24 protein-coding genes, 1 tRNA gene, 1 rRNA gene, 2 pseudogenes and 1 riboswitch are annotated in these 24,370 nt (G+C 60.1%); of the genes and pseudogenes, 19 read left to right on the top strand and 9 right to left on the bottom strand.

The annotated features are described in order from the left end of the window. Positions 1-116 precede the first annotated feature (116 nt). The 3 genes from rrf to CGLUCO_RS10405 all read left to right on the top strand — a co-directional run bounded on the left by rrf (position 117) and on the right by CGLUCO_RS10405 (position 2,796). Positions 117-233 (top strand): 5S ribosomal RNA (gene rrf, locus CGLUCO_RS10415). Between the two features lie 234 nt (positions 234-467). Further along, positions 468-1,043 carry a DUF3558 domain-containing protein gene (locus CGLUCO_RS10410; protein ID WP_084036129.1) on the top strand — a complete coding sequence of 192 codons (576 nt, stop codon included), beginning with the start codon at positions 468-470 and terminating at the stop codon, positions 1,041-1,043. After that, positions 1,024-2,796, top strand: a complete 1,773-nt coding sequence (locus tag CGLUCO_RS10405; protein ID WP_084036128.1) for a hypothetical protein — start codon at positions 1,024-1,026, stop codon at positions 2,794-2,796. The genes CGLUCO_RS10410 and CGLUCO_RS10405 overlap by 20 nt, the downstream gene beginning before the upstream one ends. A gap of 270 nt (positions 2,797-3,066) precedes the next feature. On the opposite strand, the pseudogene CGLUCO_RS10400 reads toward CGLUCO_RS10405, so the two are convergent. Both CGLUCO_RS10400 and CGLUCO_RS10395 read right to left on the bottom strand, forming a co-directional pair. Next, a pseudogene (locus CGLUCO_RS10400) lies at positions 3,067-3,516 on the bottom strand (ABC transporter ATP-binding protein); the annotation flags it as partial. A gap of 314 nt (positions 3,517-3,830) precedes the next feature. Further along, on the bottom strand, positions 3,831-4,412 hold the full coding sequence (locus tag CGLUCO_RS10395; protein WP_084036126.1) for a lipoprotein LpqH: 582 nt from the start codon (positions 4,410-4,412) through the stop codon (positions 3,831-3,833). A gap of 268 nt (positions 4,413-4,680) precedes the next feature. Next, a riboswitch (cobalamin riboswitch) is annotated at positions 4,681-4,946 on the top strand. 70 nt (positions 4,947-5,016) lie between these two features. On the opposite strand from CGLUCO_RS10395, the gene CGLUCO_RS10390 reads away from it, so the two are divergent. From CGLUCO_RS10390 to CGLUCO_RS10375, 4 genes are read left to right on the top strand one after another with little or no spacing between them, the layout of a single operon-like run. Then, positions 5,017-5,706 carry an energy-coupling factor ABC transporter permease gene (locus tag CGLUCO_RS10390; RefSeq protein WP_084036125.1) on the top strand — a complete coding sequence of 230 codons (690 nt, stop codon included), beginning with the start codon at positions 5,017-5,019 and terminating at the stop codon, positions 5,704-5,706. Beyond that, positions 5,703-6,053: an energy-coupling factor ABC transporter substrate-binding protein gene (locus CGLUCO_RS10385; protein WP_084036124.1), complete on the top strand. Its 351-nt coding sequence runs from the start codon at positions 5,703-5,705 to the stop codon at positions 6,051-6,053. Before CGLUCO_RS10390 ends, CGLUCO_RS10385 begins: the two co-directional genes overlap by 4 nt. Positions 6,054-6,057: 4 nt before the next feature. Next, positions 6,058-6,771 (top strand): energy-coupling factor transporter transmembrane component T family protein, encoded by a 714-nt coding sequence (locus CGLUCO_RS10380; RefSeq protein WP_005388913.1) that lies wholly within the window; start codon positions 6,058-6,060, stop codon positions 6,769-6,771. After that, entirely contained in the window at positions 6,768-7,502 is a 735-nt protein-coding gene (locus CGLUCO_RS10375) for an energy-coupling factor ABC transporter ATP-binding protein (RefSeq protein ID WP_005388914.1), read from the top strand. Before CGLUCO_RS10380 ends, CGLUCO_RS10375 begins: the two co-directional genes overlap by 4 nt. A 115-nt stretch (positions 7,503-7,617) precedes the next feature. On the opposite strand, the pseudogene CGLUCO_RS10370 reads toward CGLUCO_RS10375, so the two are convergent. The 6 genes and pseudogenes from CGLUCO_RS10370 to CGLUCO_RS10345 all read right to left on the bottom strand — a co-directional run bounded on the left by CGLUCO_RS10370 (position 7,618) and on the right by CGLUCO_RS10345 (position 11,901). After that, positions 7,618-8,965, bottom strand: a pseudogene (locus tag CGLUCO_RS10370) (MFS transporter). Positions 8,966-9,153: 188 nt separating this feature from the next. Beyond that, complete coding sequence (locus CGLUCO_RS10365; RefSeq protein ID WP_084036123.1) at positions 9,154-9,486, bottom strand: fluoride efflux transporter FluC; 333 nt, start codon at positions 9,484-9,486, stop codon at positions 9,154-9,156. Further along, positions 9,480-9,782 (bottom strand): CrcB family protein, encoded by a 303-nt coding sequence (locus CGLUCO_RS10360; protein WP_084036122.1) that lies wholly within the window; start codon positions 9,780-9,782, stop codon positions 9,480-9,482. The genes CGLUCO_RS10365 and CGLUCO_RS10360 overlap by 7 nt, the downstream gene beginning before the upstream one ends. Before the next feature lie 10 nt (positions 9,783-9,792). Then, positions 9,793-10,131, bottom strand: coding sequence for a FluC/FEX family fluoride channel (locus tag CGLUCO_RS10355; protein WP_231286011.1), 339 nt, complete (start codon positions 10,129-10,131; stop codon positions 9,793-9,795). Between the two features lie 2 nt (positions 10,132-10,133). After that, positions 10,134-10,469, bottom strand: coding sequence for a CrcB family protein (locus CGLUCO_RS10350; RefSeq protein WP_084036121.1), 336 nt, complete (start codon positions 10,467-10,469; stop codon positions 10,134-10,136). Positions 10,470-10,482: 13 nt separating this feature from the next. Beyond that, on the bottom strand, positions 10,483-11,901 hold the full coding sequence (locus tag CGLUCO_RS10345; RefSeq protein WP_084036120.1) for an alanine/glycine:cation symporter family protein: 1,419 nt from the start codon (positions 11,899-11,901) through the stop codon (positions 10,483-10,485). A 413-nt stretch (positions 11,902-12,314) separates the two neighbouring features. On the opposite strand from CGLUCO_RS10345, the gene pgm reads away from it, so the two are divergent. From pgm to CGLUCO_RS10310, 7 genes are all read left to right on the top strand, one after another. Further along, positions 12,315-13,976 (top strand): phosphoglucomutase (alpha-D-glucose-1,6-bisphosphate-dependent), encoded by a 1,662-nt coding sequence (gene pgm, locus CGLUCO_RS10340; RefSeq protein WP_084036119.1) that lies wholly within the window; start codon positions 12,315-12,317, stop codon positions 13,974-13,976. Positions 13,977-14,052: 76 nt separating this feature from the next. Further along, on the top strand, positions 14,053-14,508 hold the full coding sequence (locus tag CGLUCO_RS10335) for a MauE/DoxX family redox-associated membrane protein (protein WP_005388926.1): 456 nt from the start codon (positions 14,053-14,055) through the stop codon (positions 14,506-14,508). Between the two features lie 90 nt (positions 14,509-14,598). Further along, positions 14,599-15,327 carry a DsbA family protein gene (locus CGLUCO_RS10330; protein ID WP_231286012.1) on the top strand — a complete coding sequence of 243 codons (729 nt, stop codon included), beginning with the start codon at positions 14,599-14,601 and terminating at the stop codon, positions 15,325-15,327. A 129-nt stretch (positions 15,328-15,456) separates the two neighbouring features. Further along, positions 15,457-15,529: transfer RNA gene (locus CGLUCO_RS10325), tRNA-Ala, on the top strand. A gap of 170 nt (positions 15,530-15,699) precedes the next feature. After that, positions 15,700-16,710 carry an MDR family oxidoreductase gene (locus tag CGLUCO_RS10320; RefSeq protein ID WP_084036118.1) on the top strand — a complete coding sequence of 337 codons (1,011 nt, stop codon included), beginning with the start codon at positions 15,700-15,702 and terminating at the stop codon, positions 16,708-16,710. A gap of 45 nt (positions 16,711-16,755) precedes the next feature. Then, entirely contained in the window at positions 16,756-17,172 is a 417-nt protein-coding gene (locus tag CGLUCO_RS10315) for a pyridoxamine 5'-phosphate oxidase family protein (RefSeq protein WP_005394265.1), read from the top strand. Continuing rightward, positions 17,172-17,942, top strand: coding sequence for a fructosamine kinase family protein (locus tag CGLUCO_RS10310; RefSeq protein WP_070738886.1), 771 nt, complete (start codon positions 17,172-17,174; stop codon positions 17,940-17,942). The genes CGLUCO_RS10315 and CGLUCO_RS10310 overlap by 1 nt, the downstream gene beginning before the upstream one ends. A gap of 45 nt (positions 17,943-17,987) precedes the next feature. Here the strand turns inward: CGLUCO_RS10310 and nadE are convergent, their stop codons facing one another. Continuing rightward, positions 17,988-18,848 (bottom strand): NAD(+) synthase, encoded by an 861-nt coding sequence (gene nadE, locus CGLUCO_RS10305; RefSeq protein WP_084036117.1) that lies wholly within the window; start codon positions 18,846-18,848, stop codon positions 17,988-17,990. Positions 18,849-18,859: 11 nt separating this feature from the next. Between nadE and CGLUCO_RS10300 the strand changes: the two genes are divergently transcribed. The 5 genes from CGLUCO_RS10300 (at position 18,860) to nrdE (ending at position 24,356) form a co-directional block, all read left to right on the top strand. Further along, a complete protein-coding gene (locus CGLUCO_RS10300; protein ID WP_005388937.1) occupies positions 18,860-20,215 on the top strand; it encodes a sugar porter family MFS transporter in 1,356 nt (451 codons plus the stop codon). Positions 20,216-20,323: 108 nt separating this feature from the next. Beyond that, a complete protein-coding gene (gene ykgO, locus CGLUCO_RS10295; protein WP_005388940.1) occupies positions 20,324-20,446 on the top strand; it encodes a type B 50S ribosomal protein L36 in 123 nt (40 codons plus the stop codon). A gap of 917 nt (positions 20,447-21,363) precedes the next feature. Next, positions 21,364-21,597: a glutaredoxin-like protein NrdH gene (nrdH, locus tag CGLUCO_RS10290; RefSeq protein WP_005388942.1), complete on the top strand. Its 234-nt coding sequence runs from the start codon at positions 21,364-21,366 to the stop codon at positions 21,595-21,597. 180 nt (positions 21,598-21,777) lie between these two features. Then, entirely contained in the window at positions 21,778-22,203 is a 426-nt protein-coding gene (gene nrdI / locus CGLUCO_RS10285; RefSeq protein WP_198481475.1) for a class Ib ribonucleoside-diphosphate reductase assembly flavoprotein NrdI, read from the top strand. Then, positions 22,200-24,356, top strand: a complete 2,157-nt coding sequence (nrdE, locus tag CGLUCO_RS10280) for a class 1b ribonucleoside-diphosphate reductase subunit alpha (RefSeq protein ID WP_084036115.1) — start codon at positions 22,200-22,202, stop codon at positions 24,354-24,356. The genes nrdI and nrdE overlap by 4 nt, the downstream gene beginning before the upstream one ends. Positions 24,357-24,370: the final 14 nt, after the last annotated feature.

Genomic DNA, 24,370 nt, shown 5'->3' with positions numbered 1-24,370 from the left:
TAAACGCGAACAACGAATCACACGTGGTCCACTATGCAATATCAGACACACCACACCGTCGGCTGACGCCGACGACGAAAAGATAAATGAAAAACAACACGCCCAAAATAAGACTTGTCGGTGGCGATAGTGGTTGGGAAACGCCCGGTCCCATTCCGAACCCGGAAGCTAAGCCAACCAACGCCGATGGTACTGCACCCGGGAGGATGTGGGAGAGTAGGACACCGCCGACCACAAACAACAAAGGGAGGAGCAGAGAAACAATCTCTGCTCCTCCCTTTTTTCGCATACCCACACTCCAATTTCATTAGGCACACTTGTCCTGCGGTGTTCTTCTAAGAGTGGTTTACTTCGTTTACATTCACCGTGTTTCGCTCGGACCAGATTTTTCAAAATTAACGGAACCAAAGCGGTCTCATACCGCGTCTAAGTGGTGAAGGCATCTTCTCATCGGCAAAGGAGGCCCCATGGTCCGAACCCCCACCAAAGTGATGAACACCGTACTACTTCTGCTCTTACCACTGCTCACCATCACCGGCTGCGCCAAATTTTTGGGCGTGGAGGAGGGCCTTGCATCAGGAGACGAGCCCTACCTTTTTGACCGTTGGGATCCAGACTTCCACCTAGCTGAACCATGCCACGACATCAGCGATACCAGGTTAAGGGAACTTGGTCTTCGCAGGATTGAAAACGAAGGTACCGTCGTTGAGAAGGACGGACTGAGCTTCTGTACCTTCGCTACGGAGGACAGTAATGAATGGATTGATGTCTCCGGCGTTGCTGTGAAACTGGCTCAATTTCGAAGAAACGGCATTCTCGTGGACTACCAACTTAATGAGTCCAAGGCTCCGTCGTTGGCATTTCGCCAGGACGAATATGACGATGGGTGCAGGGTTGCTGCAGAAACCCCACGGGGATCGGTTCAGGTAGGTTTCAATTCCTTTGCTTTGGAAGATGAGCAACTAATTGAAAAGTGCCAGAAGGCCGAAGAATATTTTGACTTGCTAATCGGGGAAAAACTCTATGATTATCGTACAAATTGACAAAAACCAGCTCCAGGGTGCTGCGCGGTTGGTGAAAGATATTTCAGCTTCGCTTGAAACTGGCCTCGCGGGCGGATGGAATACAACCCAGCTAAACGGCTTCACCCGCGTCTCCGGCCTGGATCAGCTGGGGAGGGAGCACGCGGGTGTGCTGGACTCGGGGCCGGGGTCCGCGCGTGCCGTCGTTCAGGGATTGGGGGAGGTCATCGGCGGGCTTGCCCGAGGCCTGGAAGCGACTGTGCAAGGATTCGAGGCGCAGGAGGATGTGTTCACCCGGTCGCTGGATCGGCTGCACGGGGGTTGCGGGGAAGGGACGGGTTCAGGCTCTGTGTCGGCTGAAAAACTGGGTGTTATAGCCCTTCCGGAACACATGACACCGGTGCCCGTCGCCGTGGGCGCTAAAGTCGTCATTCCACCACGGAGTGTCATCGCGCTTCTGCGCGACTACTTCACCACCCACACGTCCGCCATCGGGGAAGCAACCACGGCGTGGAAGGGATTGCACGCGTCGATGGTCGATGCGACCGATCGCTTGCGCATCATCGCCAACGACATTGCCAGTGCCAACCGCGGCGAGGTGATCGACGCCATCGTCGATAAGCTGCGGGCAACAAGCGAGGCGACCGAGTCCTTCGGCTTGAACGCGGAGGCGATGGCCAGGTGGTCCGGGCGGATGGGCCTGACACACAAGCTTGGCAGTGCAGCCGCCGGTGCAATCAACGGATCGGTGATGACAAACCCCATCCCCGGTGCCCGTGAGCTACAAGAGCGGCTGGCGCTTCTGGCCTACGCCAAGGTCGCCATGCCCCCACTGTTGTCGCTGGCTGAGCCTCGCGTTGGTTCGCTTCTCGACGCCGTTGTCCCACCGTCTTCTGGCGGGGCACTGGAGGCAGAACTGGCGGATCTAGCCACCCAATCGAAGCGGGACTTTGACGGGCAGCTGGAAAAAATCCGCATCGGCGACCCGGACCCAGCTCTCGTACACGCAGCACAACAATTAAATGGTGCCACCCACGGCGACACCAGCGGTGGGCAGACCACAGTCGCTGGCAGTGCCGCGCCCACCGTCACCCAGGCCGTAGCACCAGCGCCTGGAAACAGCGCGTTATCGTCTGGTGTAGGGCCTGTACCAGGTGCGGGTCTTGCCTCTTCTATTGGTGCACCGGGGATCGGCGGAGTTCCGCACGCCTCAGCCATAGGTACTACCCAGAGGGGAGGTGGCGCCGTCCCCGTTGCCGGTCGGGCAGGTCAGGGTGCAGGAGCAGGCTGCGGAGGTACCAAGAAGACCGCCACCAATCCGAGGCGCGCCGTCACGCGCCCGGCAGCTGTAGCCGGGCGAGGCTCATCCATAGCTGGGCCATCCCGGCTCACAACCGAGCGTCCGAAGAAAGGCGGGCGTGTAGCAAACGGCTTTGGTGCAGGTGTTTCCAGTGGCGGTGTAGGTGCTGCGGGAACAGGTACCGGTAAGCTCCCGAACCTGTCAGAGGTCGGAGGAAAAGGTGGTGGTTCGGCTGGCGTGCCACGCGGAAGCCTGGGAACAGGCAGCGCCAGTAGTGGTGCCGGTGGCCGTTCTGCAGGTGGCTTCGGCCGCGGCATGATGCCCGTGGGCATGGGAGCACACAAGGATCGGAAGAAGTCCCGGGCAGTGAAAACCGTCCTCTCCGAGTTGGAGCAAGACGCCAATACCAAAGCAATCCTCGGAGAGACGCCACCCATGGTCCCCGGCACCATCGGCGCATGGGCGAGGAACTAATCACCTACACAACAAAAAATCACGCTCCTACCCGGTAAGGGAGGAGCGTGACGCATGTTCGCGCGCTTACAGCACGGGCAAGAACACGAACCGGCGGATGCCCTCGACGTCGCCGGGTGTGGCCCGCACACCGAACACCTCTTGGATGCGTTGCGGTGTCAATACGTCGCTCGGCGCCCCAAAACAAACGGATTTACCCTGGTCAAGTGTGAGAACATTGTCACAGTATCGGGCGGCGAGGTTGAGATCGTGGAGAACGAGGACCGTCGTCTAGCCGGCGTTTTTGATCAGCTCCAGAAGATCGAGTTGAATCTTCAGATCGAGGTGGTTCGTCGGCTCGTCGAGGAGCAAAAAATCCGTGTCCTGGGCAAGCGCCCGGGTAATCGCCACCCGCTGCCGCTCACCGCCTGATAACTCCGTGGTCAGGCATGCTTTCTTATGGGTGAGATTGGTGGCCTGCAGCGCCTCCTCCACCCGCCGCGCATCCTCGGCGCTTTCGATAGCCGCGTACCCGCGCCGAAACGGGAGCCTGCCCAGCGCAACGGAGTTGCTCACGGGGAGGGGAAGCCCCGCCTCGTCTGCTTGTGCGACGACCGCGACGGTCATAGCGATGTCGTGCCGCGTCATGGAATGAGGCGGCGTGCCCTTGTATTTGATGGTGCCGCCTTCGATGGGTAGCGCGCCGATGAGTGCCCCTATGAGCGTCGATTTCCCGGAACCGTTGGGGCCGGTACACGGTAGTGATGGCGAATTGCCACCGTGCGAGCTCCACGAGGTCCACGGATACTCCTAGCTGCTAGTTTTCGGCGGTGCGCGTCGGGTTGGCGTGCTGCCGTTACGGTTTGGGTAGGGGCCGCCGGTGGGGCGGCCCCTCTCACCCTAATAGTCGGATTTTTGTGAGCAAAAGTGCCGCGTGGGGGTGGACAGCGGGATAGTCGGGGGTTCTACAAACGAATGAACCCCCGGTCACAGCCTTTCCGTCGGCTGGGATCGGGGGTGATGTGTCTGCGGGGCAGTGCGCCCGTTGTGGCGAGTTATGCCGGGCAGCTCACCTTCACGTCGAAGGGGATAGCGGTGGACTCATCGTCGTCGTAGTGACCCTCACCGGTGATCGTCCAAGTGGAGCCGTCCTTGGTTACCGTGGCGGCGTTTTCCTGCGCGTCGGTGAGTTCAAACTCCTTGTCGTTTGCGCGCTCCACCGACAGGCCGGTCAGGCGTGGCGTGCCCTCGGGATCGGTGATCTCAACCTCGAGCTCATCGCGCTCGGCTTTATCGGACTTGTCGCCCGCGTCGATGTTCAGCTCCTGCTGGCCATCGTCGGTGTCGAGGGTGCAGTGGACGGGCGTGAACGTGCCCGAAACCTGCTTGCCGTCGATGGTGATGGACGGGGCTTCGTCGCTGGATGCGGCCGCTGCCGAGGACTCGGATGCGTCGTCCTTGTCGTCATCCTTGTCGTTGTCGCGCGCCGTGGTGTTGGCATCCTTGTCCGTGGTGACCGTGGTGGCCGGGGCGGTCTCGGTCACAGTCTCCGTCTCGGATCCGTCGCCACACGCGGTCAGTCCGAGTGCCAGGGTGGCAGTGGCGAGAACGGCGGCCATCTTCTTCGTCACGTTCATAATGTCAACCTTCCAATTTGCGAAAATGCGTTCAACACCAATCTATAGAAGATACCTAGCAAGTGCAAAGTATTGTCCGCGAAAAAACCTTTGGGTGGGTGTTTGTTTCTGGGGTGCCGTTTCTGGGGTGCCGTTTCTGGGGTGCCGTTTCTGGGGTGCCGTTCCTGGGGGTGCCGTTCCTGGGGTGAACGCGGGAGGGAGTGTGTCTGTCCTGTGGCTGATTCCGGTCGTGGCTGCGGGGGAACTATTGGAATTGTCTGTGAGGGGGAGTATCCTAACCACCGAAGTGTTCATTTCACGGTAGTGAACGGGAATCCCGGTGCGACCCGGGAGCGATCCTCGTCACTGTGTGGCTTCAACGTGGGCTTCGGCCCGCGCCTGAGACTTTGGAAACGGTGTGCACGTCCTGCGTGGGGCATCGTTGGTCACTGCGGTCGCTTGCGACGCGTGGGAAGGCTGAAAGGTTATCGGGTCCGCGCGACTGCGCGCGGGGAGGGGCTAAGCCAGGAGACCGGCTACCAGCGGAGGGCGCTTCGGTAAGAAACAATTCAGTTTGTGACTGGCGAGGTACCGGTTACCGGAATTCATAAAGGACACCAATCCTATGCATATTGCAGAGGGCTTTTTGCCTGTTGAGCACTGCGTTGGGTGGGCCGTAGCGGCGACGCCGTTTGTGGTCTACGGCGCATCCAAAGTGCAAAAACAAATTAAGGAAAAGCCGGAAACGGCAATGCTGCTCGGCGCAGCGGGCGCATTCAGCTTCGTGCTGAGCGCCATTAAAATGCCGTCGGTGACGGGATCCTCATCCCACCCGACGGGTACGCCTCTGGGGGCGATCCTCTTCAAACCGCCGGTCATGGCGGTGCTTGGTGCCATCGTGTTGCTCTTCCAAGCGCTGCTTCTCGCCCACGGCGGAATCACAACATTGGGCGCAAACATCTTCTCCATGGCGATCGTCGGCCCGTGGGTGGCCTACGGCGTATTCGTGGGGCTGCGTAAGTGGAACCAGACCGCGGCGGTGTTCCTCGGCGTGTTCCTTGCCAACGTGGGCACGTACGCCACGACGGCGCTGCAGCTCGCACTCGCACACCACGAGGGTGGCCTCCTGCAATCCGCAGGTACCTTCCTCGCACTGTTTGCCCCGACCCAGGTGCCGCTGGCCCTGGTGGAAGCGATCATCACCGTCATCATCATTAAGACGCTGGAGAAGGTCGCCATCCCGGAGCTGACATCCCTGGGCTTCCTGCGCCCTGCTCATACGTCCGCTCAGCGCGCACAGGAGGTCACGGCGTGAAAACCAGGAATCTAATTCTTTCCATTATCGCCATCGTCTTCCTCGTCGTTCTGCCGTTCTTCGTGGCGGGCAACGATGCTGACTTTGGTGGTGCCGACGACAAGGGCGGCGACCTCATTGAGCAGGAGAATCCCGGCTACGAGCCGTGGTTTGAGTGGCAGCCGGAGCTTCCCGGCGAAGTCGAGTCCGGACTGTTCGCCCTGCAGGCTGCGCTCGGCGCTGGCTTCGTGGGCTACGTGCTGGGCTTTTACAAGGCACGTCGCAAGAACGTGACGGAGTCGGGTGCAGTTTCCACCTCCAACAACGTCACCGGATCGGGAGACGCGCCGCTGACGAGAGTCGAGTAGCCCGATGTTTGAGCTCGAAGCGGCGGCTGCGAGCTCGCCTATCTCCCGTGTACCAACGGCGGAGAAAATGCTCCTGTTCGTCGGGCTCACGGTCTGCGCCGTCGCGGTTAATCCCACCGTGGTGGCCGTGCCGTTGATCATCAGCTTCTTCTGGGCTAGGCCCCCACTGAAGCTCTATCTCCCGATCCTCGGTTTCAACGCAGTCTTCGTGGGTGTGGGAATGTTGGCGCTGGTGTGGAACCTCACCAGCCACGGCATTGTCTACGTCCCCGGCGGAGCATCTCACGCCGCGTCCGTGTGGTGGCGCTGTGTGGTGGCAGCCTCTGGAACTCTGCTGTTCGCCTGCACAACGCCACTGTCGGACATCATCTCCTGGGCGCGACGCGTCCACGTCCCCGTCAGCCTCACCTACGTGGTGCAGATCATTTACCGGATGGTCGGCGCCCTGTGGCAAACATCGGTGAGTATGCGGGATGCGGCCGCGCAGCGCCTGGCAGAACGCACGTTCTCCACGCGTATTCACTCCACGGGGCTCATCGGGGCCTCCCTTTTCGTCGTCGCCTTTATGCGTGCGCGCTCGATGCAGGAGGCTCTGGAGCTGCGGGCGGATCCGCTGGATATTAAAACTTTTCATTCCTACGCGCCGGCACGGCCCCTGCGGTTGGTCCTCATCGGGCTGGTGCTGGTTGCGGTTAGTGTGCTAGGCGTTACGGTATGAGCCTTCAAGGTACCAACATTCTTGTCGACGCCGTCCTGGACGGTCTCGACGTCTCCGTTACGGTGGGCTCCCGGCTGGGCATTGTGGGGGCAAACGGATCCGGGAAAACCACCCTCTTCCGTGTTCTCGCCGGTGCCCTCAAACCTTCCTCCGGCAGCGTGCTTGTTGACGGCACAGCGCTCGACTACTCCCGCAAGGGTCGCACGGCCCACCGCGAGAAGGTACAGCTTGTTTTGCAGGAACCGGACGCGCACCTGATTTCCACGTCGGTGGAATCGGATGTCTGCTTCGGTCCCATGAATCTGGGCCTGCCTCAGGATGAGGTGCAGGCGCGGGCGCAATCGGCAATGGAGCAGCTCGGAATCGCGGATCTCGCTCACCGCGTCCCGCACCAGCTCTCTTTTGGACAGAAGAAGCTCGTTGCGCTCGCCGGGGCGCTTGCTATGCAGCCGCGCTATATTCTCCTCGACGAGCCGACGGCAGGCCTCGACTACTACGCGGCAGATCTGCTCACGCAGGCACTGAGTCGCATTGAAAACGTGGGGATTATCTTCACCACCCACGAGATCGATTTCGCCTACGAGTTTGCCGATGAGATTCGCATCCTTCATAAAGGCACCCTGCATCCGTGGGGCCTGGAGCTGCTTCCTGCAGCCCACCTGCGGTTGCCGTGGGCGCCGGTGGTGAGCGATGCACTTGGGCGAGCTGTGCGTCGTCCCGAAGACGTATAAAAAATAGACATCGGCCGCAGGTGTCAGTGTGAGTACTGACACCTGCGGCCTTGTGCTGCTTATGCTCTGCCGATATCTTTCTCGCTCGGTCTTTCTTTGCGGGCTCGTGGAGGCGTTAGTGCATGAGCGCGCGTTCGCGCTTGCCGACGATCACCATGAGAATGACGGCGACCACGACAACGCCGAGGAGGAACAGGTAGGTGACGTTCCACCCGAAGTTGTGGATGAGCAGTCCCACGCCGGAGGATGCCAAGGTGGTACCCAACAGGTAGCCGAACAGGCCGGTGAACCCGGCAGCAGTGCCCGCAACGTTGGCGGGCGACAGGTCGATGGCCTGCAGACCGATGAGCATGACCGGGCCGTAGATGAACCCGCCGATGATGGCGATGAGGAGATAGAACAGCCACAGCGGGGCGGTCGGCGGGAGCTGCCAGTAGGCAAACAGGGCGATTCCGACGACGACGAGGGCGAGGATGCCTGCGCCGGAGCGCCAGCCGTGGAACACCGTGTCTGAGAGCCACCCGATGAGCAGCGTGCCGAGGATGCCGGCAAGCTCCTATACAGCGAAGCCGATGATGCCGTCGGAAATATTGGCGGTATCGGTGCGCTCGCTGAGGTAGATCGGGATCCAGTTGAGCACGCCGTAGCGCACCGTGTAGATGAACACATTGGCCAGCGCGAGCATGACAATGATCGGGTTGGTCAGCACGTGGTGGGTGACCACCTGCAGCCACGTGCCCTCGGCGGTGTCGACGCTCTCGACCTTGGCGGGATCGTCGTGGTATTCCTCGATCGGGGGCAGGCCGATTGCCTCCGGGCGGTCGCGGATTAGGAGGAAGGCGATGACGGCGATGGTGAGGGCGACGATGGCCGGCACGTAGAAGGCCGGGCGCCAGTCGGCCTCGTCTGTGGCGAACGTCGTGAGTGCCCACGCGGAGAGGAACCCGAGTCCGCCACCGCCGACGTTGTGGGCGCAGTTCCAGATGGATGTCTTCCAGCCGCGTTCACTGGTGGAGAACCAGTGCACAAGCACGCGGCCAGACGGAGGCCAGCCCATGCCTTGGAACCACCCGTTGATGAACATGAGGGTGGCGAACAGGGTAATGGATCCCGGTGATCCCGGGGACGGAGGCAATGAACAGGTTCATCACCGCAGACAGGGCGAGCCCCAGTGGCATGAAGTAGCGCGCGTTGGAACGGTCCGAGAGCATGTCCATGAAGAATTTGCTCAACCCGTAGGCGAACAGTACGGCGTTGGCAACGATGCCGATGCCGACGGCATTCATGAGGCCGTGTTCCTTCAGGATGGCGGAAACGAGCGAGACGTTGTTCCTGATGAGGTAGAACGCCGCGTATCCAAGGAAGATTCCCATGAAGACGTTGAAACGCCATGTCTTGTATGTTTTGTCGAGGCGCTCCTCGGGGATGCGGGGTGCAGCCGGGGGCGCGGAGAGGAATGACATAGGGCCCCTATCACCGAAAATACACTTACCTACCGGAAAGTAGGTTACTTATCCGTAGTGTATTTTCAGGCGACGGCAATAAAAAGTAATGGGGGTGGTCGTTCCGATTGTTGATTGCATTAAAAACCGGAAAACGCCAGTACATTACGAGGAAATGTCATTGAGGTTAAATTTAGATTAATCCCCCGCTAGAGCCCTAAAACCGTTCGGTGGGCGAAAGACATGGCGAGCAGCCCGCCCCCAATGTGCGCACCCGCGAACCAAAAAAGAGCGCGCCACTGATGTTTTTGGATGAGGAGTCCTGTCTCCTTGGCAAGCGTCGACCACGTAGACAGCGCCCCAGCGAGCCCGGTGGCCACAAGCGCAGGGTGGAAGGAAAGGAGCGTCGACAAGCCGAGAACATAGCAGGCGACAAGGTTGGCGACGAGCACACCGCTGCGGCTGCCGAGCCACCGCGTGCAACCGTAACGCAGGAGACCACCGATGGCTCCCCCGACGAATACTCCGAGCGCGGTCAGCATGTGCGCCTCCGAATAGCGTCCCCCGCAAACCAAGCGGCAACACAGATAACAGCGGAAGCAAAGAGGTACAGCGCCGAGCGGTCGGTGAAGCTGACGAGCATGTACGTGGAAAACGAGGTGAACCCACCGAGGAACCCCGTCGACCACCACGCGGGCGAGGGCTTGGCGCCGATGAGGAGGCACCCCACGGCGTTAATCGCCACGAGGGTGAGCGCATCACCTGCGGGCAGCGCGGTGAGCGCGTAGCGGGCGAGCGCACCGAACCCAGCAGCGAGCGCAATTGTCAGTTTTTCCACACGTGACAACCTACCACGGGGCAGCGGCGAGCCCCCCCAGGTAGGCAGCGAGGTTGCCGAGCGCCAGGTTCGCGCCTAAATAGAACGCAAACAGAAGGTAGCGCCCGGATTTGAGTTCGCGGCCGAGCTCCGCAGCAAGCGCCGGCCACGTGGATAACGCCGCAGCAACACCGGCCGTCACGATGAGGTTGAGGGCACCGTGCGTGGTGCCCGCCCCGACGAGGAAACACGCCAGCGAATTCGCCATCGCGATGCCCCAGAGGTTCCCGAGCGCGCTGGTCAGCACGTAGCGGATGATGCCCCCGGCGAACCCGCCGGCGGCGACGATGAGGAAACTCCAGCACACCACGGCTACGCCTCCGCTTTCTCGTGGGCGCGGCGCAGATGGTCATGGACGACGTCGCCTAAAAACCACGCGCCGAGGCAAAAAATTACCTCGCTTACCAGGTAGGCGGCGCTTTCTGCTTGGTAGGTCATGACGAGGTAGGTGGAATAGGAGGAAAACCCGCCGAGGAACCCAATCGTCCAAAACGGCCCCGGCTTCATCGCACCGATGGCGAAACATCCGCAGATGTTGATCAGCGTGACGGTGACGAAGCTGGGGCCGAGGAGGAGGACGGTGCCTTGCCGCGCGATGGAGCCGAGGGCTGCGCCGCATCCGACGATTAGCGCATTTTTCAGGCTCATGGCGGGAAGGAAATCACGTCCATTCTGGTATGTGGCGGGCGTTGAACTCTTCCACGGAGGCGGGATCCTTCCGCAGCAGCGGGTCGAAGTTCAAATAGTCCTTGGTTTCTCTTGCTACAAGTCCTGATAGTAGCAAAAGGCCAATGAGGTTCGGAATCGCCATGAGGCCGTTTGCGATATCGGCGAGAACCCAGGCCACCTGGATCTCGGAGATCGCGCCGACGAATACGACGCAGGTGAAGATCATGCGGTAGGGAAGTGAGCCGTGCATGCCGACGAGGGCGATGAGGCAGCGCTCGCCGTAGTAGGCCCACGCCACGATGGTGGAGAAGGCGAAGAACATGGTGGACACGGAGACGATGGTTCCGCCCCAGTGGCCCGGTAGTCCACGTGAGAAGGCCTCCGCCGTCATGGACCCTGCCTCGCTGGCTCCCATCGTCCACGCGCCGGTGGTGATGATGGTGAGGCCGGTGAAGGTGACCACGACGAGCGTGTCGATGAAGGTCTGCGTCATGGAGACAAGTCCCTGGCGTACGGGGTGGTTCGTCTGCGCGGCGGCGGCGGCGATGGCGGCGGAGCCCATGCCGGACTCGTTGGAGAAGATGCCGCGGGCGACACCCATCTGCAGGGCGACCATGATCGTGGAGCCAACAAACCCGCCGGTGGCGGCGGTGCCGGTGAACGCGTCGTGGAAGATGAGCGCCAGCGCGCCGGGGATGCCGGAGGCGTTGGCGATAAGCACGACGGTGCCGCCGGCGATGTAGATGATGATCATGAGCGGGACGAAGGCGCTGGTCACCCTGCCAATCGTTTCGATGCCGCCGAGGAGCACCATGCCGATGAGGAAGAACAGGATGACACCCGTGGACACGGGTTCGAGGCCGAAGGCATCGTGCATCGCCACGGCGACGGCATTAGCCTGCGTGAGGTTGCCGATGCCGAAAGAGGCGATCACGGCGAAGATGCCGAAGGCGAGAGAAAGTACCACGCCCTTCCTTCCGCCGATGCCTTTGCGCAGGTACTTCATGGGGCCACCGAGGATGTGCCCGGTGGAGTCTTCCTCGCGGAAGCGGACGCCGAGGTAGGCCTCTGTGTATTTACTTGCCATGCCGACAAGTCCGGTGACCCACATCCACATGAGTGCGCCGGGGCCACCGATAGACAGGGCGGTGGCGACACCGACGATGTTGCCTACTCCGACGGTTGCGGCGAGGGCGGTGGTGAGTGCCTGGTAGTTGGTGATGTCGCCTTCGCCGGTCGGATCGCCGGGGTCAATGAGCCCGTGCCTAAAGGCGACGATCATCTTTCTGAATTGCAGGCCGCGTAGCCGAATTGTCAGCCACAGGCCGGTTCCCAAGAGCAGTGGGATGAGGAGTAAAGGGCCCCACACCACTGAATCCACGGAGTTTAAGGTGTCCATGATGGATTCCATCTGAGCCCTCCTTTATTGTGCAGTCATTATGTAGTTAATCTTTTCTTGGGGGAGAAAAGATTGGGAATATTTTCCAGTGGCGTGCCCGTTTTGCCAATTAGTTGAACACATTTTTCCCTCATGCGGGGGTAATCGCTGGTGTGACGGGAGCCCGGATGTGCGAACGGGGGGAGTGCTACAGCCAGCTGCCGTCGCCACGCTGCCGACAGCGCCACGGGGAAGCCAACTATTGGAGGGTAAGGCCGGGAAGGCAGGGTGCACGTTCCGGCCGGGGTGGAGCGGGGCGGTATTGCTGCAAAAAGTAAAGAAACAGGCCAAGATGGAAGGTGAGACCAAAACGACGGTATGCCAGACGGCACGCCCCGAGACGGCGGCACCGGAAAGCGGCCGGAAAGTGAAGGAGAAACGATCACATGGCGCACGAAAGAGCAGGCCAGCCCGCACGTGAGGAAGACCTCATCGATGTTGAGGCCGTGACCAAGGCCTACTACAGCAACAAGCCGGACCCCGAAAACCCCGACCAGCAGGTCAGCTTCGGTACCTCCGGGCACCGCGGTTCCAGCCTGGATACCGCCTTCAACGAGGATCACATTCTCGCCACCACGCAGGCGATCGTGGAATACCGCGCGAAGGAGCACATCGAGGGCCCCGTTTTCATCGGCCGCGACACCCACGCCCTGAGTGAACCGGCGATGCTCACCGCGATGGAGGTTCTGCTGGCCAACGATGTGGAGGTGCTTGTCGACGACAAGGGTGCCTACACCCCGACCCCTGCGGTCAGCCACGCGATCCTGCAGTACAACAAGGAGCTTCCCGGCGGTGTGACCGGCACCGACGCGAAGCGCTCCGACGGCATCGTCATCACCCCCTCGCACAACCCGCCCCGCGACGGTGGTTTCAAATACAACCCGCCGACGGGTGGCCCGGCAGGCACGGATGCGACGGACTGGATCGCCGACCGCGCCAACGAACTGCTCCGCAGTGGCCTCGCAGATGTCAAACGCGTCTCGGTGGAATCGGTCACCGATCAGCGCGCGCAGGCCTTCGACTTCCTCGGCTACTACGTGGAGGATCTGCCCCATGTGGTGGACCTGAAGGCCATCGCGGATTCGCAGATTTCCATCGGCGCAGACCCCATGGGCGGTGCCTCCGTTGACTACTGGGGTGCGATCGGCGAGCGCTACGGCCTCAACCTCACGGTGGTGAACCCCGAGGTTGATCCCACCTGGCGCTTCATGACGCTCGACACCGACGGCAAGATCCGTATGGACTGCTCGAGCCCCAATGCCATGGCCTCCCTCATCCACAACCGTGACAAGTACGACATCGCCACGGGCAACGACGCGGACAGTGACCGCCACGGCATCGTCACCCCCGACGCGGGACTGATGAACCCCAATCACTACCTCGCCGTCGCCATCGAGTACCTGTTCAGCCACCGCCCCGGCTGGTCCGAGTCGACCGCCGTGGGCAAGACGCTCGTCTCTTCTTCGATGATCGACCGCGTCGTCGCCTCGCTGGGGCGCACGCTCGTCGAGGTCCCCGTCGGATTCAAGTGGTTCGTCCCCGGGCTTATCGACGGTTCCATCGGTTTCGGTGGCGAGGAATCCGCCGGTGCATCCTTCCTCCGCACGGATGGCACCGTGTGGTCGACGGATAAGGATGGCATCATCCTCGACCTCCTCGCCTCCGAGATTCTCGCGGTTACGGGCGAAACCCCGTCCAAGCGGTACGCGGCCTTTGCCGAGAAGTTCGGCGCGCCGGTCTACGCCCGCACAGATGCCGAAGCCAACCGTGAGCAGAAGGCAATCCTGAAGAAGCTGAGCCCCGACCAAGTGACGGCAACAACGCTGGCTGGCGAGGAGATCGTCGAAAAGCTGACAGAAGCCAAGGGCAACGGTGCAGCCATCGGTGGTCTCAAGGTCGTAACCGAGAACGCCTGGTTCGCCGCCCGCCCGTCCGGCACTGAGGACAAGTACAAGATTTACGCCGAAAGCTTCAAAGGTGAAGAGCACCTGAAGAAGGTGCAGTCCGAGGCTCAGGAGCTTATCTCACGAGTTCTTGGCAATAAGTAACTAGCATCCTGTGAATTCACCCCGGATTCTCCCGGGGTGAATTGCATTTGATAGCCCCTGTTATATATTAGTTGACGTGACCACGTCCAAAATTCTCGCCGTCATCTCCGCAGTGTGCCGATTTGGGCTCGCTGCGGTGTGGCTTATCAGTGGCTACCTCAAGTTCATTGATCCCGTGGAAACCAAGAAATCAGTCGAGGCCTACGAGCTATTCCCCGTAGATGTTGCCCAGATGATAGGCACGGTTTTGCCTCTGGCGGAACTTGCCCTCGGGGTCCTCTTGCTGCTGGGGGTATTTCTCAGGCCTGTGGCAGCCGTTTCCGCACTCATGTTTGTGGGATTTGCTATCGGCATCGCCTCGGCGTGGGCACGGGGCTTAACCATTGACTGTGGTTGCTTTGGCGTGGGTGGGGAAAATCCCGATGCAGGCGCAGGAACGTACATGTTAGGCATAGGAAAAGACATCCTCTTCCTTATCATGGCGGCGTGGACCGTGAAACGTCCGTTTGCGCGATGGGCCGTCTATGCTTGACCGTAACCAGGCACCTTGTGCTGACTACAGCATCTGTAATGCAATAATAGACCGCAAAAGTTAGTAAAACATTCGATGAAGGAGACTATCGTGAGCACTACGAGGGTAAAGAACCCAAACGAGAGGGGCAACGGCTTTATTTGGGCCCTGGTCATCCTTGGCTTGGTTATCGCAGTCGTTATCGGGTACATACTCTTCACGGGAAGGACAGCTCAGACGGAAAAGGTCCTCGATGGAGTAGACGTACAAGACGTTGCCTTTGACGTTCAGTACCAAGACAACGCCATCAAGCTGGTGGGCAAAGACGCCACCGAGGACACTCCCCAGATTGACCTGTATGAGGACTATTCCTGTAGCTACTGCGCCAAGCTCGCTGCACGCTCCGATGGGGACATGAAGAAGGCTGTGGAGGACGGCAAGCTCGTGGTGAATATCCGCTCGCTTAACTTCCTCGACCGTGGCCAGGATGGGCACTCCACGCTCGCCGGCGCTTCTGCCGATGCGCTCGCTCAGGCCGGTGATGCCAAGGCGTACTGGACTCTGCGGACAACCCTGCTGGAAAAGCAGGAGGAGATTTACGGTAAGTGGCAGGCCGATAACATGGCCGATGTCTCTGAGGCTCTCGGGGCCCCCGCTGACGCGGTGAAGGCTATCCGCGACCGCTCCAACATTGAGCATTACAAGCAGGTGGCTACCGAGAACGCTGAGAAGCTCAAGGCGGCCGATCCTAAGGGGCAGGTTTCCACGCCGCGCGTGCTGAAGGACGGCGTCGACGTCGAGCTGGATGAAAACTGGGTGGACGAGGTTTCTGCCAAATAGGTAAACGTCCGAACCGGATCTGACAAAGGGGGCGCCATTGTGCGCCTCCTTTTTTGGTAACTACCTGGCGATTTGTCCTATCCCCCCGCGCGCCTGTATATTAATTCTCGTTGCGAAAATCGCAGCTTAGGGGCTATGGCGCAGCTGGTAGCGCACCACACTGGCAGTGTGGGGGTCACGGGTTCGAATCCCGTTAGCTCCACTTTTGAAACAATCCCTGATCGCAATGACCAGGGATTTTGCTTTATCTACCTCGCTCCTTTCGGGTTTCTCGGTGTATCCGGTCACAGCTTCAGCGAAGAGGTAACGCCCCAAGTTCACTGGCTACTGAGTTGGCGACGCTCTTAATACCCAATCTGTAGACTTGTCTGCATGACAAGAGCACTCATTGTAGACAAGAAAATCGACGAAAACACCGGAGAAATTGATAAGAATGCGCCGGTCACGGTAGAAATCCGCTCCGTGGGGGAGGAGTTTTTAGGCGAGGGCGACACGGTCCTCGCCGTCAGCCACTCGGCCCTCAACTACAAGGACGCGATGGCGCTCGAGGGCGATCGTGGCGTGGCCCGCATCTTCCCGCTCGTTCCGGGGATCGACGCGATCGGCACGGTCGAGTCCACCACCGCAGAGGGGTTCGCAGAAGGTGACCTCGTCGTTCTTAACGGTGCAGGGCTCGGCGAGTTCCGTCACGGTGGGTATCAGGATCGCGTTCGCGTCGATTCTGCTTCACTCATTGCGGCGCCAGAAGGATGGACGGCGAAGGATCTCGCGGCGGTGGGAACCGCAGGTTACACGGCGGCGCTGTCTGTGCTTGGGCTCACCGATCAGGGAGTGCGTCCGGAGGACGGGGAGATCCTCGTCACAGGCGCAACCGGTGGCGTGGGTTCGGTGGCGCTCATGCTGCTGAAGAAGCTCGGGTACACAACGGTGGCCTCCACCGGTCGCAAGGATGAGTTGGGTGACTACCTCACCGGCCTCGGTGCGGCACGTGTGATTGACCGTGCTGAGCTCGCGGAGAAGGGGAAGCCTCTGCAGAAGGCCACCTATGCCGGCGCGATTGACTGCGTCGGATCGACCACGCTGGCCAACGTTCTTGCGCAGGTTTCCTGGGGCGGAACCGTGACGGCGTGTGGTCTCGCGCACGGTGCTGACCTGAAAACGACCGTTCTTCCCTTCATCCTCCGTGGCGTGAAGCTCGTGGGAATTAACTCCGTGGATGCCCCGAAGGAGCTACGCCAGCGCGCCTACGACCTTCTGGCGGAGCACCTTGACCTGGCTGTGTTGCACGAGGCCACAACGACGGTCACCCTCGAGGAAGTCGCTGAGGCAGGCAAGAATCTGTTCGCCGGTGGCATTCACGGGCGCACGATTGTTCAACTTTAAGCGCTCTTCTATGCAGGTAGGCTGGTTTAATGTAAGAATGGGAGTATGAGCGATACTCCCATTGTGGCCCTCACTGAGGACCAAGCATTAGAAAAACTGCAAGGTAATAGTTTTGGACGGATCGGCGTCCGCCACAACGATGACGTTGAGGTGCTGCCACTTAACTACGTCATCGAGGATCGGAAAATCTACTTCCGCACTGCGGAGGGGACCAAGCTGTCCCTCATCGCCGCGAATCCCCGAGTGGCGTTCCAGACAGACGAGGTCGGCGTGGATAGCGCATGGTCTGTGCTGGTCAAGGGATCCGCCACACGGGTCACCTCGACAGAGGAAGAGAACCACGCCGAGGGACTTGGGCTGGAGCCGTGGGTTCCCACACTCAAGTACAACTGGGTCCGCATCGATATCGAGTCCATTGAAGGGCGTGCCTTCAACCTCGGCCCGGAGCCCGCGCGGTACTAGTGGCAGCAGACACGTTTTCCAAAACACCCCGCGAACCCGGTGCCGCTGGTGCCGAGGCTGCGGGCTTGCGCTGGCTCGCCGAGGGTTCTGACTGCGTGGCGGACGTCATCTCCGTGACGGACACCACGCTCGTCACGCGTCGTTACAGCCCTACCCCTGCTACCGCAGCAGCGGCAGAGGAGGCGGGGCGACAGCTGTACGCCATCCACCGCGCAGGGGCGCCGTCATTCGGCTGCCCGCCGGAAGGGTGGGACGGTCCGAACTACATCGGCACCCAGCGCCAAGAATGCACGCCGCGCGACACGTGGCTGCCCTTCTACGCAGAGCAGCGGGTGTTGCCCTTCGTCCGGTCTGCGGTGGACAACGGCAACCTGGAGGCCGGCGGCGCCCGGGACGTTGAGCGTGCCTTGGAGGCCGCTGGTGCGGCCCCGGCCGACGACGTGGAGCCTGCGGATGGACCCGCGCGCATCCACGGAGACCTGTGGGCAGGCAACCTCCTGTTCACCACGGTGGGGCCACGGTTTATCGATCCGGCTGCCCACGGCGGTCATCCCGAGACGGATTTGGGGATGCTCGCGCTTTTTGGGGCGCCGTACATTGACCGCATCTTCTCCACCTACGCAGAGGTTTCGGGTCTTGACCAGGGCTGGACTGAAAGAATTCCGCTGCACCAGCTGCACCCGCTCGCCGTCCACGCAACCACTCACGGCCCGAGCTATGGGGTCGCGCTCGTGCGGGCAGCGCGAGAGGTCATCGCCCTGTTTGGATAGGTGGGCACGGGGCGTTGGCGCACGCCCGCCCCGTTTTGGGGGCGACTAGCGCCACCAGGTGTCGAGGGGTGTGACGGGGAGGTGGCGCTTGTGCTCGTTGATGCGCCAGTGGCGTTCGATGACAGCACTGGCTGCGGGGGAGATCTCCTCGCCAAGAAGGTAGGCATCGATCTCAGGGTAGGTGACACCGAGTGCTTCCTCGTCGGGAAGCGCCGGACGATCCTCCTCCAGGTCTGCGGTGGGGACCTTCTTCCACGTACTCTCCGGCGCGCCCATGTGACGGAGGAGCTCAGCGCCCTGGGACTTGTTCAGTCCCCACAATGGAAGGATATCGGAGGCACCGTCGCCGAACTTGGTGAAGAACCCTGTGATGTTCTCGGCGGCGTGGTCGGTGCCGATGACGAGACCACGGTGCTCCCCCGCGACGGCATACTGCGCGATCATTCGCGCGCGTGCCTTCACATTGCCCTTGTTAAAGTCCCCGAGGTGCGCCATCCCGAGGGCTGCAGCCGTGGCATCGGAGAGCACATCGACGCCCTCCTTGATGTTGATCTCGAGGGTGTGATCCGGGGAAATGAATTCGAGGGCCACGTCCACGTCGTTGGCATCGGACTGGATGCCGTAGGGGAGGCGCACGGCGAAGAACTCGGTGTCAGTTCCGCTCTCCCGCAGCTTTTCGACGGCCATTTGGGCCAGCTTGCCTGCCAGAGTGGAGTCCTGACCACCCGAGATCCCCAACACATAGCTGCCTAGACCCGTGGAGGAGAGGTAATCGGCGAGGAAAGTGACCCGAGATTCAACCTCTTTTACTGAATCGATTAAGGGGCGGGTGCCCAGCGCTTTTACGATGTTTTTCTGCAGGTTGGGTGTGTTTTCGGTCACGACAATGCCTTTCGTCTTTGGCACAATAACGGTTCATGAATGAGATTAATCGCCCGCAGTCCGGGCTGTTTACGCGTCCGCACGTGGTGGCGCTTATCGCCGCGCTTGGTGGGCTCCTGTTTGGATACGATACCGGGGTGATGAGCGGCGCGTTGCTGTTCATCACACCCGAATTCGATATGACACCCGTGCAGGAGGGCTGGGTTACCTCCATGCTGCTCGTCGGTGCAGCTGCTGGTGCCCTGTTCGGCGGGCGCATCGCCGATTGGATTGGGCGCCGGATGACTCTCATCGTCGGTGGCATCATCTTCATTGTCGGCTCCGTGTGGTGCGCCATGGCCCCAGGAGTCATGCAGTTGGGTGCTGCCCGCACACTGTTGGGGGTGGCAGTCGGTGCCGTCTCCATCGTGTCGCCGATGTTTATTTCTGAGATGGCACCGCCCTCGGTTCGCGGGCGACTCGTCTCCATGAACTCGCTGGCGATCGTCGTTGGCCAGCTCGTGGCCTTCACCGTCAACTCCGCGCTCGCACACACGGGAAACTGGCGGCTCATGTTGCTCCTCGCATTCGTCCCTGGCGCGATGCTCGCCATTGGCATGCTCTTTGTCACAGATACCCCGGAGTGGCTTGCTGCCAAGGGGAACCCAGACAAGGCACGCGCCGTAGCCACGGCGATGGGGATGAAGGAAGGGGAGTACAACTCCTCGGAAGCAACCTCGGCATCCGTGAGTGAACAATTGCAGGCACTGCGCGTTCCGTGGATTAGGGCCGCCGTCATCATTGCCGTGCTCATCGGCGTGACACAGCAGATTTCTGGGGTCAACGCCATTGTCTACTTCGCGCCGACACTCATGAATCAGGTCGGGTTGCCTACTGAAAACGCCGTGTATACCTCCATCATTATCGGTGTTGTTTCGGCGGTGTCGTGTTACGTGGGTCTGAAAATCGTGGACAAGGTCGGGCGCCGTCGGCTCCTCCTCGTGGGGCTTGCCGGCAACGTCACGTCTCTCGTTCTTCTCGCAGTAACCTTCCGATTCGCGCACGGCAGCTTCGCCGTGGCGATGCTGGCCTTGTTCCTCATGGCTGTGTTCATTGCCTTCCAACAGGCCTCCGTCTCGCTTGCCACATGGCTGCTGATCTCGGAAATCGTGCCGTTGCAGGTGCGTGGCTTTGGCATGGGTATCGCCGGGCTCGGCCTGTGGGCTGCTAACTGGGCGGTCGCGCAGTTTTTCCTCCCGCTCGTCGATGCGATCGGCGGGTCACTCACCTTTGGAGCCTTTGCTGTACTAGGCGCTCTCGCGTTTATTTTCGTGCGCGGATTTGTTCCCGAAACTACCGGCAAAACGCTGGATGAGGTAGGGTCAGAGTTCCGCCGGAGGTACCGCGGTTAGAGCCGGGTTTGGAGATTTGACCAAACCTCGCTATCATGGTTCCTCGTGTTCGTACTGGGCCACCGTGGCTCAGTAAATGATGATGCGCAGACGAGAAAGGAGCGCCCAATGAAGGTCCGTAACTCCCTTCGGTCGCTGAAGAAAAAGCCGGGCGCCCAGGTTGTGCGCCGTCGCGGTAAGGTTTACGTGATTAACAAGCGTGACCCGCGATTCAAGGCTCGCCAGGGCTAGAAGCTAGCGGCCTGTAAAGCGCCGTCCCACACGGAATGTGGGACGGCGCTTTTTGTCGTCTCGGTGTCTCCGTGGTCTTCGAGCGGCTGACGCGGAGCTTGGGGCTACGCACCGCATGAGGTTTGGGCAGGAGGGTGGGCTATTGGAAGCCAAAGGCGGGCGTACGTAGCGGAAAGTAGGCGTGCGTGCCGGAAGGTGAACGTACATACCGGAAAGATGGGTGTACGTAGCGGAGGGCAGATGTTGCGAAAAGCGTCGTGGCTGAACTTTGGGTGGCTCCGCCTGTTGTTCGCGCGTAGCTTTGTTGCTGGCCCTGTCACAGGCCTTGTCGCTGGCGTGGGTGTTGCTATGGCCGGTCGCTTGCCGTGCCACTAGGGTGGTTGCTGGCTCGGCATTGGCTCGGAATTGTCTCGGCAAGGGCTCGCTAGCCACCGACGATTCTGCGGGGGTAGACGGCTCGGGAGATGATGGTGGTTTGGTGCCTTCGTTTGCCGCCGTGTGGGGTGTGACCGTTTTGTGACAAGAATGTTTCTGCGTGTTTTCGCATCCTGTTTACTTCTGTAATCTTCTGAGAAGAGAGTGAACTTCCGTGAAGGGGTGAGGGACCTCACAATCCTCGTTTATAACGATTTGATAACGGTGCTTCTCGTTGACCAGCGGTTACGTGAGGCGGAATCGACTCTCTGTAATTTCACTCGTGTAACTCGCGTCAAGATGTAGTGGCTCGGCGGAAAACAACCTGCGAATTTCACTTTTGTAACTACTATATGTAGTAGATATTGCGAAAACTCACCCCAACGGATAGTGTTAGTACCTGTTACGAGCTACAGCCTGGTTCCGGTGCTCAACCACCGGTGTACACCGTGTTTGTAGTTCTGAAGAAGATAAACCTGGATTTGAGTAGAAGGTAAAGCGCGATGTCTATCACCCTGTACACCAAGCCCGCGTGCATGCAGTGCCGAGCAACCAAGAGGGCACTGGATAAGGCCGGCCTGGACTACACCGTTGTGGATATCTCCATGGATGACGAGGCACGCGACTACGTTATGGCTCTTGGCTACCTTCAGGCACCTGTTGTCACCGTCGACGACGATCACTGGTCTGGCTTCCGCCCCGACCGTATTCGTGAGATCGCTGCCAAGGCTGCTTAAGCCGCATAAGCGCGACGTAAAACTTAAAACCATGAGGCCAGCTCCCGCGCGTGGGGCTGACGCGGTGCCACTGTAGTGGCACGGATAATGTGAGCCCGCTTGATAACTTCGACCCAATTCGTCCTTATCGGGCGGGCTTTTCAGTGTGTAATGCAAGCGAAGAAGAGGTGGAAACGAGTCATGCTCGTGGTGTACTTCTCATCGACGACGGAGAACACCCGCAAGTTCGTCGACAAGCTGGGACTACCGAGCGCGAGAATACCGCTCAAAAGGAAGGACCCGGCCCTCATCGTCGACGAGCCGTACGTGCTCATTTGTCCGACGTACGGGGGAGGGGTGAGCATGCGCGGCGAGCCACCGAAGCCCGTTCCCGTGCAGGTTATCCACTTCCTCAACAATAAGCACAACCGCGACCTCATACGTGGCGTAATCTCGTCGGGGAACCTGAACTTCGGACCGGACTACGGAACATCGGGAACCGTGATCAGTCAGAAGTGCAAAGTGCCGTACCTTTATCGATTTGAACTGTTAGGAACCCCCGAGGATGTCGAGCACGTCCGCCGGGGAATAGTAGACAATGCTGAAAGGCTAGGACTGAAACCATGAGTGACCTGGGGAAAACAGTAGCGGAACCGGTGATGTCCGGTGAACAGCTGGATTACCACGCCCTTAACGCTCTCCTGAACCTGTACGATGCCGATGGCAAGATCCAATTTGATAAGGACCGGGCTGCCGCTCGTCAGTTCTTCCTCCAGCATGTCAACCAGAACACGGTCTTTTTCCACAACTTGCAGGAAAAGCTCGATTACCTGGTAGATAACGACTACTACGAAAAGGAAGTTCTGGAGAAGTACAACTTCGAATTTATCAAGAGCCTCTATGACCAGGCCTACGGGCACAAATTCCGGTTTAAGACCTTCCTCGGCGCGTACAAGTACTACACCTCCTACACGCTGAAAACCTTCGACGGACAGCGCTACCTGGAGCGCTTCGAGGATCGTGTATGCATGGTCGCGCACACCCTCGCAGCCGGCGACGAAGACCTCGCACGCAACCTCGTGGACGAGATCATCCTCGGCCGTTTCCAGCCGGCGACGCCGACGTTCCTGAACTCCGGAAAGAAGCAGCGCGGTGAGCCGGTGAGCTGCTTCCTCCTGCGTATCGAGGACAACATGGAGTCCATCGGTCGTGCTATCAACTCCGCACTGCAGCTGTCCAAGCGCGGCGGTGGCGTCGCTCTGCTTCTCAGTAACCTGCGCGAAGAGGGTGCCCCGATCAAGAAGATCGAGAACCAGTCCTCCGGCGTCATCCCCGTGATGAAGCTTCTTGAGGATTCCTTCTCCTACGCCAACCAGCTCGGTGCCCGCCAGGGCGCAGGCGCTGTGTACCTGCATGCACACCACCCGGACATCATGAAGTTCCTGGATACCAAGCGCGAAAACGCCGACGAGAAGATCCGGATCAAGACTCTCTCCCTCGGTGTCGTTATCCCAGACATCACGTTCGAGCTGGCCAAGAAGAACGATGACATGTACCTGTTCTCCCCGTACGACGTTGAGCGTGTGTACGGCAAGGCATTCGCCGATGTTTCGATCTCCGAGCACTACTACGAGATGGTGGAAGATCCGCGGATCCACAAGACGAAGATCAACGCCCGGCACTTCTTCCAGACCCTGGCAGAGATCCAGTTCGAGTCCGGCTACCCCTACATCATGTACGAGGACACCGTGAACCGCGCGAACCCGATCGAGGGGTGCGTCACACAGTCGAACCTGTGCTCCGAGATTCTCCAGGTAGCAACCCCTTCCGAGTACAACGCGGACCTCAGTTACGCCACGGTGGGCGAGGACATCTCGTGTAACCTCGGCTCCCTCAACATTGCGATGGCAATGGATTCGACGGATTTCGCGACGACGATTGAGACCGCCATCCGTGGCCTCACCGCCGTCAGTGAGCAGACCTCCATTGATTCCGTTCCCTCCATCAAGAAGGGAAACGACAACGCGCACGCCATCGGTCTCGGCCAGATGAACCTGCACGGCTACCTCGGTCGCGAGCACATCCATTACGGCAGCGAGGAAGCGCTGGACTTCACCAACGCGTACTTCGCAGCCGTTATGTACCAGTGCCTGCGCGCGTCCAACAAGATTGCCAAGGAGCGCGGCGAGACGTTCACCAAGTTTGACACGAGCGACTACGCCTCCGGTGCGTTCTTCGACCGCTACGATCCGGCGGAGTTCGCTCCCAAGACGGACAAGATCAAGGCGATCTTTGACGCGTCGACAGTGCACGTTCCCACGGCTGAGGATTGGGCAGAGTTGAAGCGTGATGTGATGGAGAACGGCCTGTACAACCGCTATCTGCAGGCTGTCCCACCGACGGGGTCGATCTCTTACATCAACAACTCCACGTCCTCGATCCACCCGATTGCCTCCCGCATCGAAATCCGCAAGGAGGGCAAGATCGGTCGTGTCTACTACCCAGCACCGCACATGGACAATGACAACTTGGAGTACTTCCAAGATGCCTACGAGATCGGCTACAAGGCCATCATCGACACGTATGCGGTAGCAACCAAGTACGTCGACCAGGGCCTGTCGCTCACCCTGTTCTTTAAGGACACGGCATCGACGCGCGATATCAACAGGGCTCAGATCTACGCCTGGACTCACGGCATTAAGACGCTGTACTACATCCGACTCCGCCAGGTTGCCCTCGAGGGAACCGAGGTTGAAGGCTGCGTGTCCTGCATGCTGTAGGGCGAACCAAAACA

This window comes from Corynebacterium glucuronolyticum DSM 44120, assembly GCF_030440595.1.
GTDB lineage: Bacteria > Actinomycetota > Actinomycetes > Mycobacteriales > Mycobacteriaceae > Corynebacterium > Corynebacterium glucuronolyticum.
The sequence above is the reverse complement of the archived record's forward strand: the minus strand, read 5'-3'. Positions and strand labels throughout refer to the sequence as shown.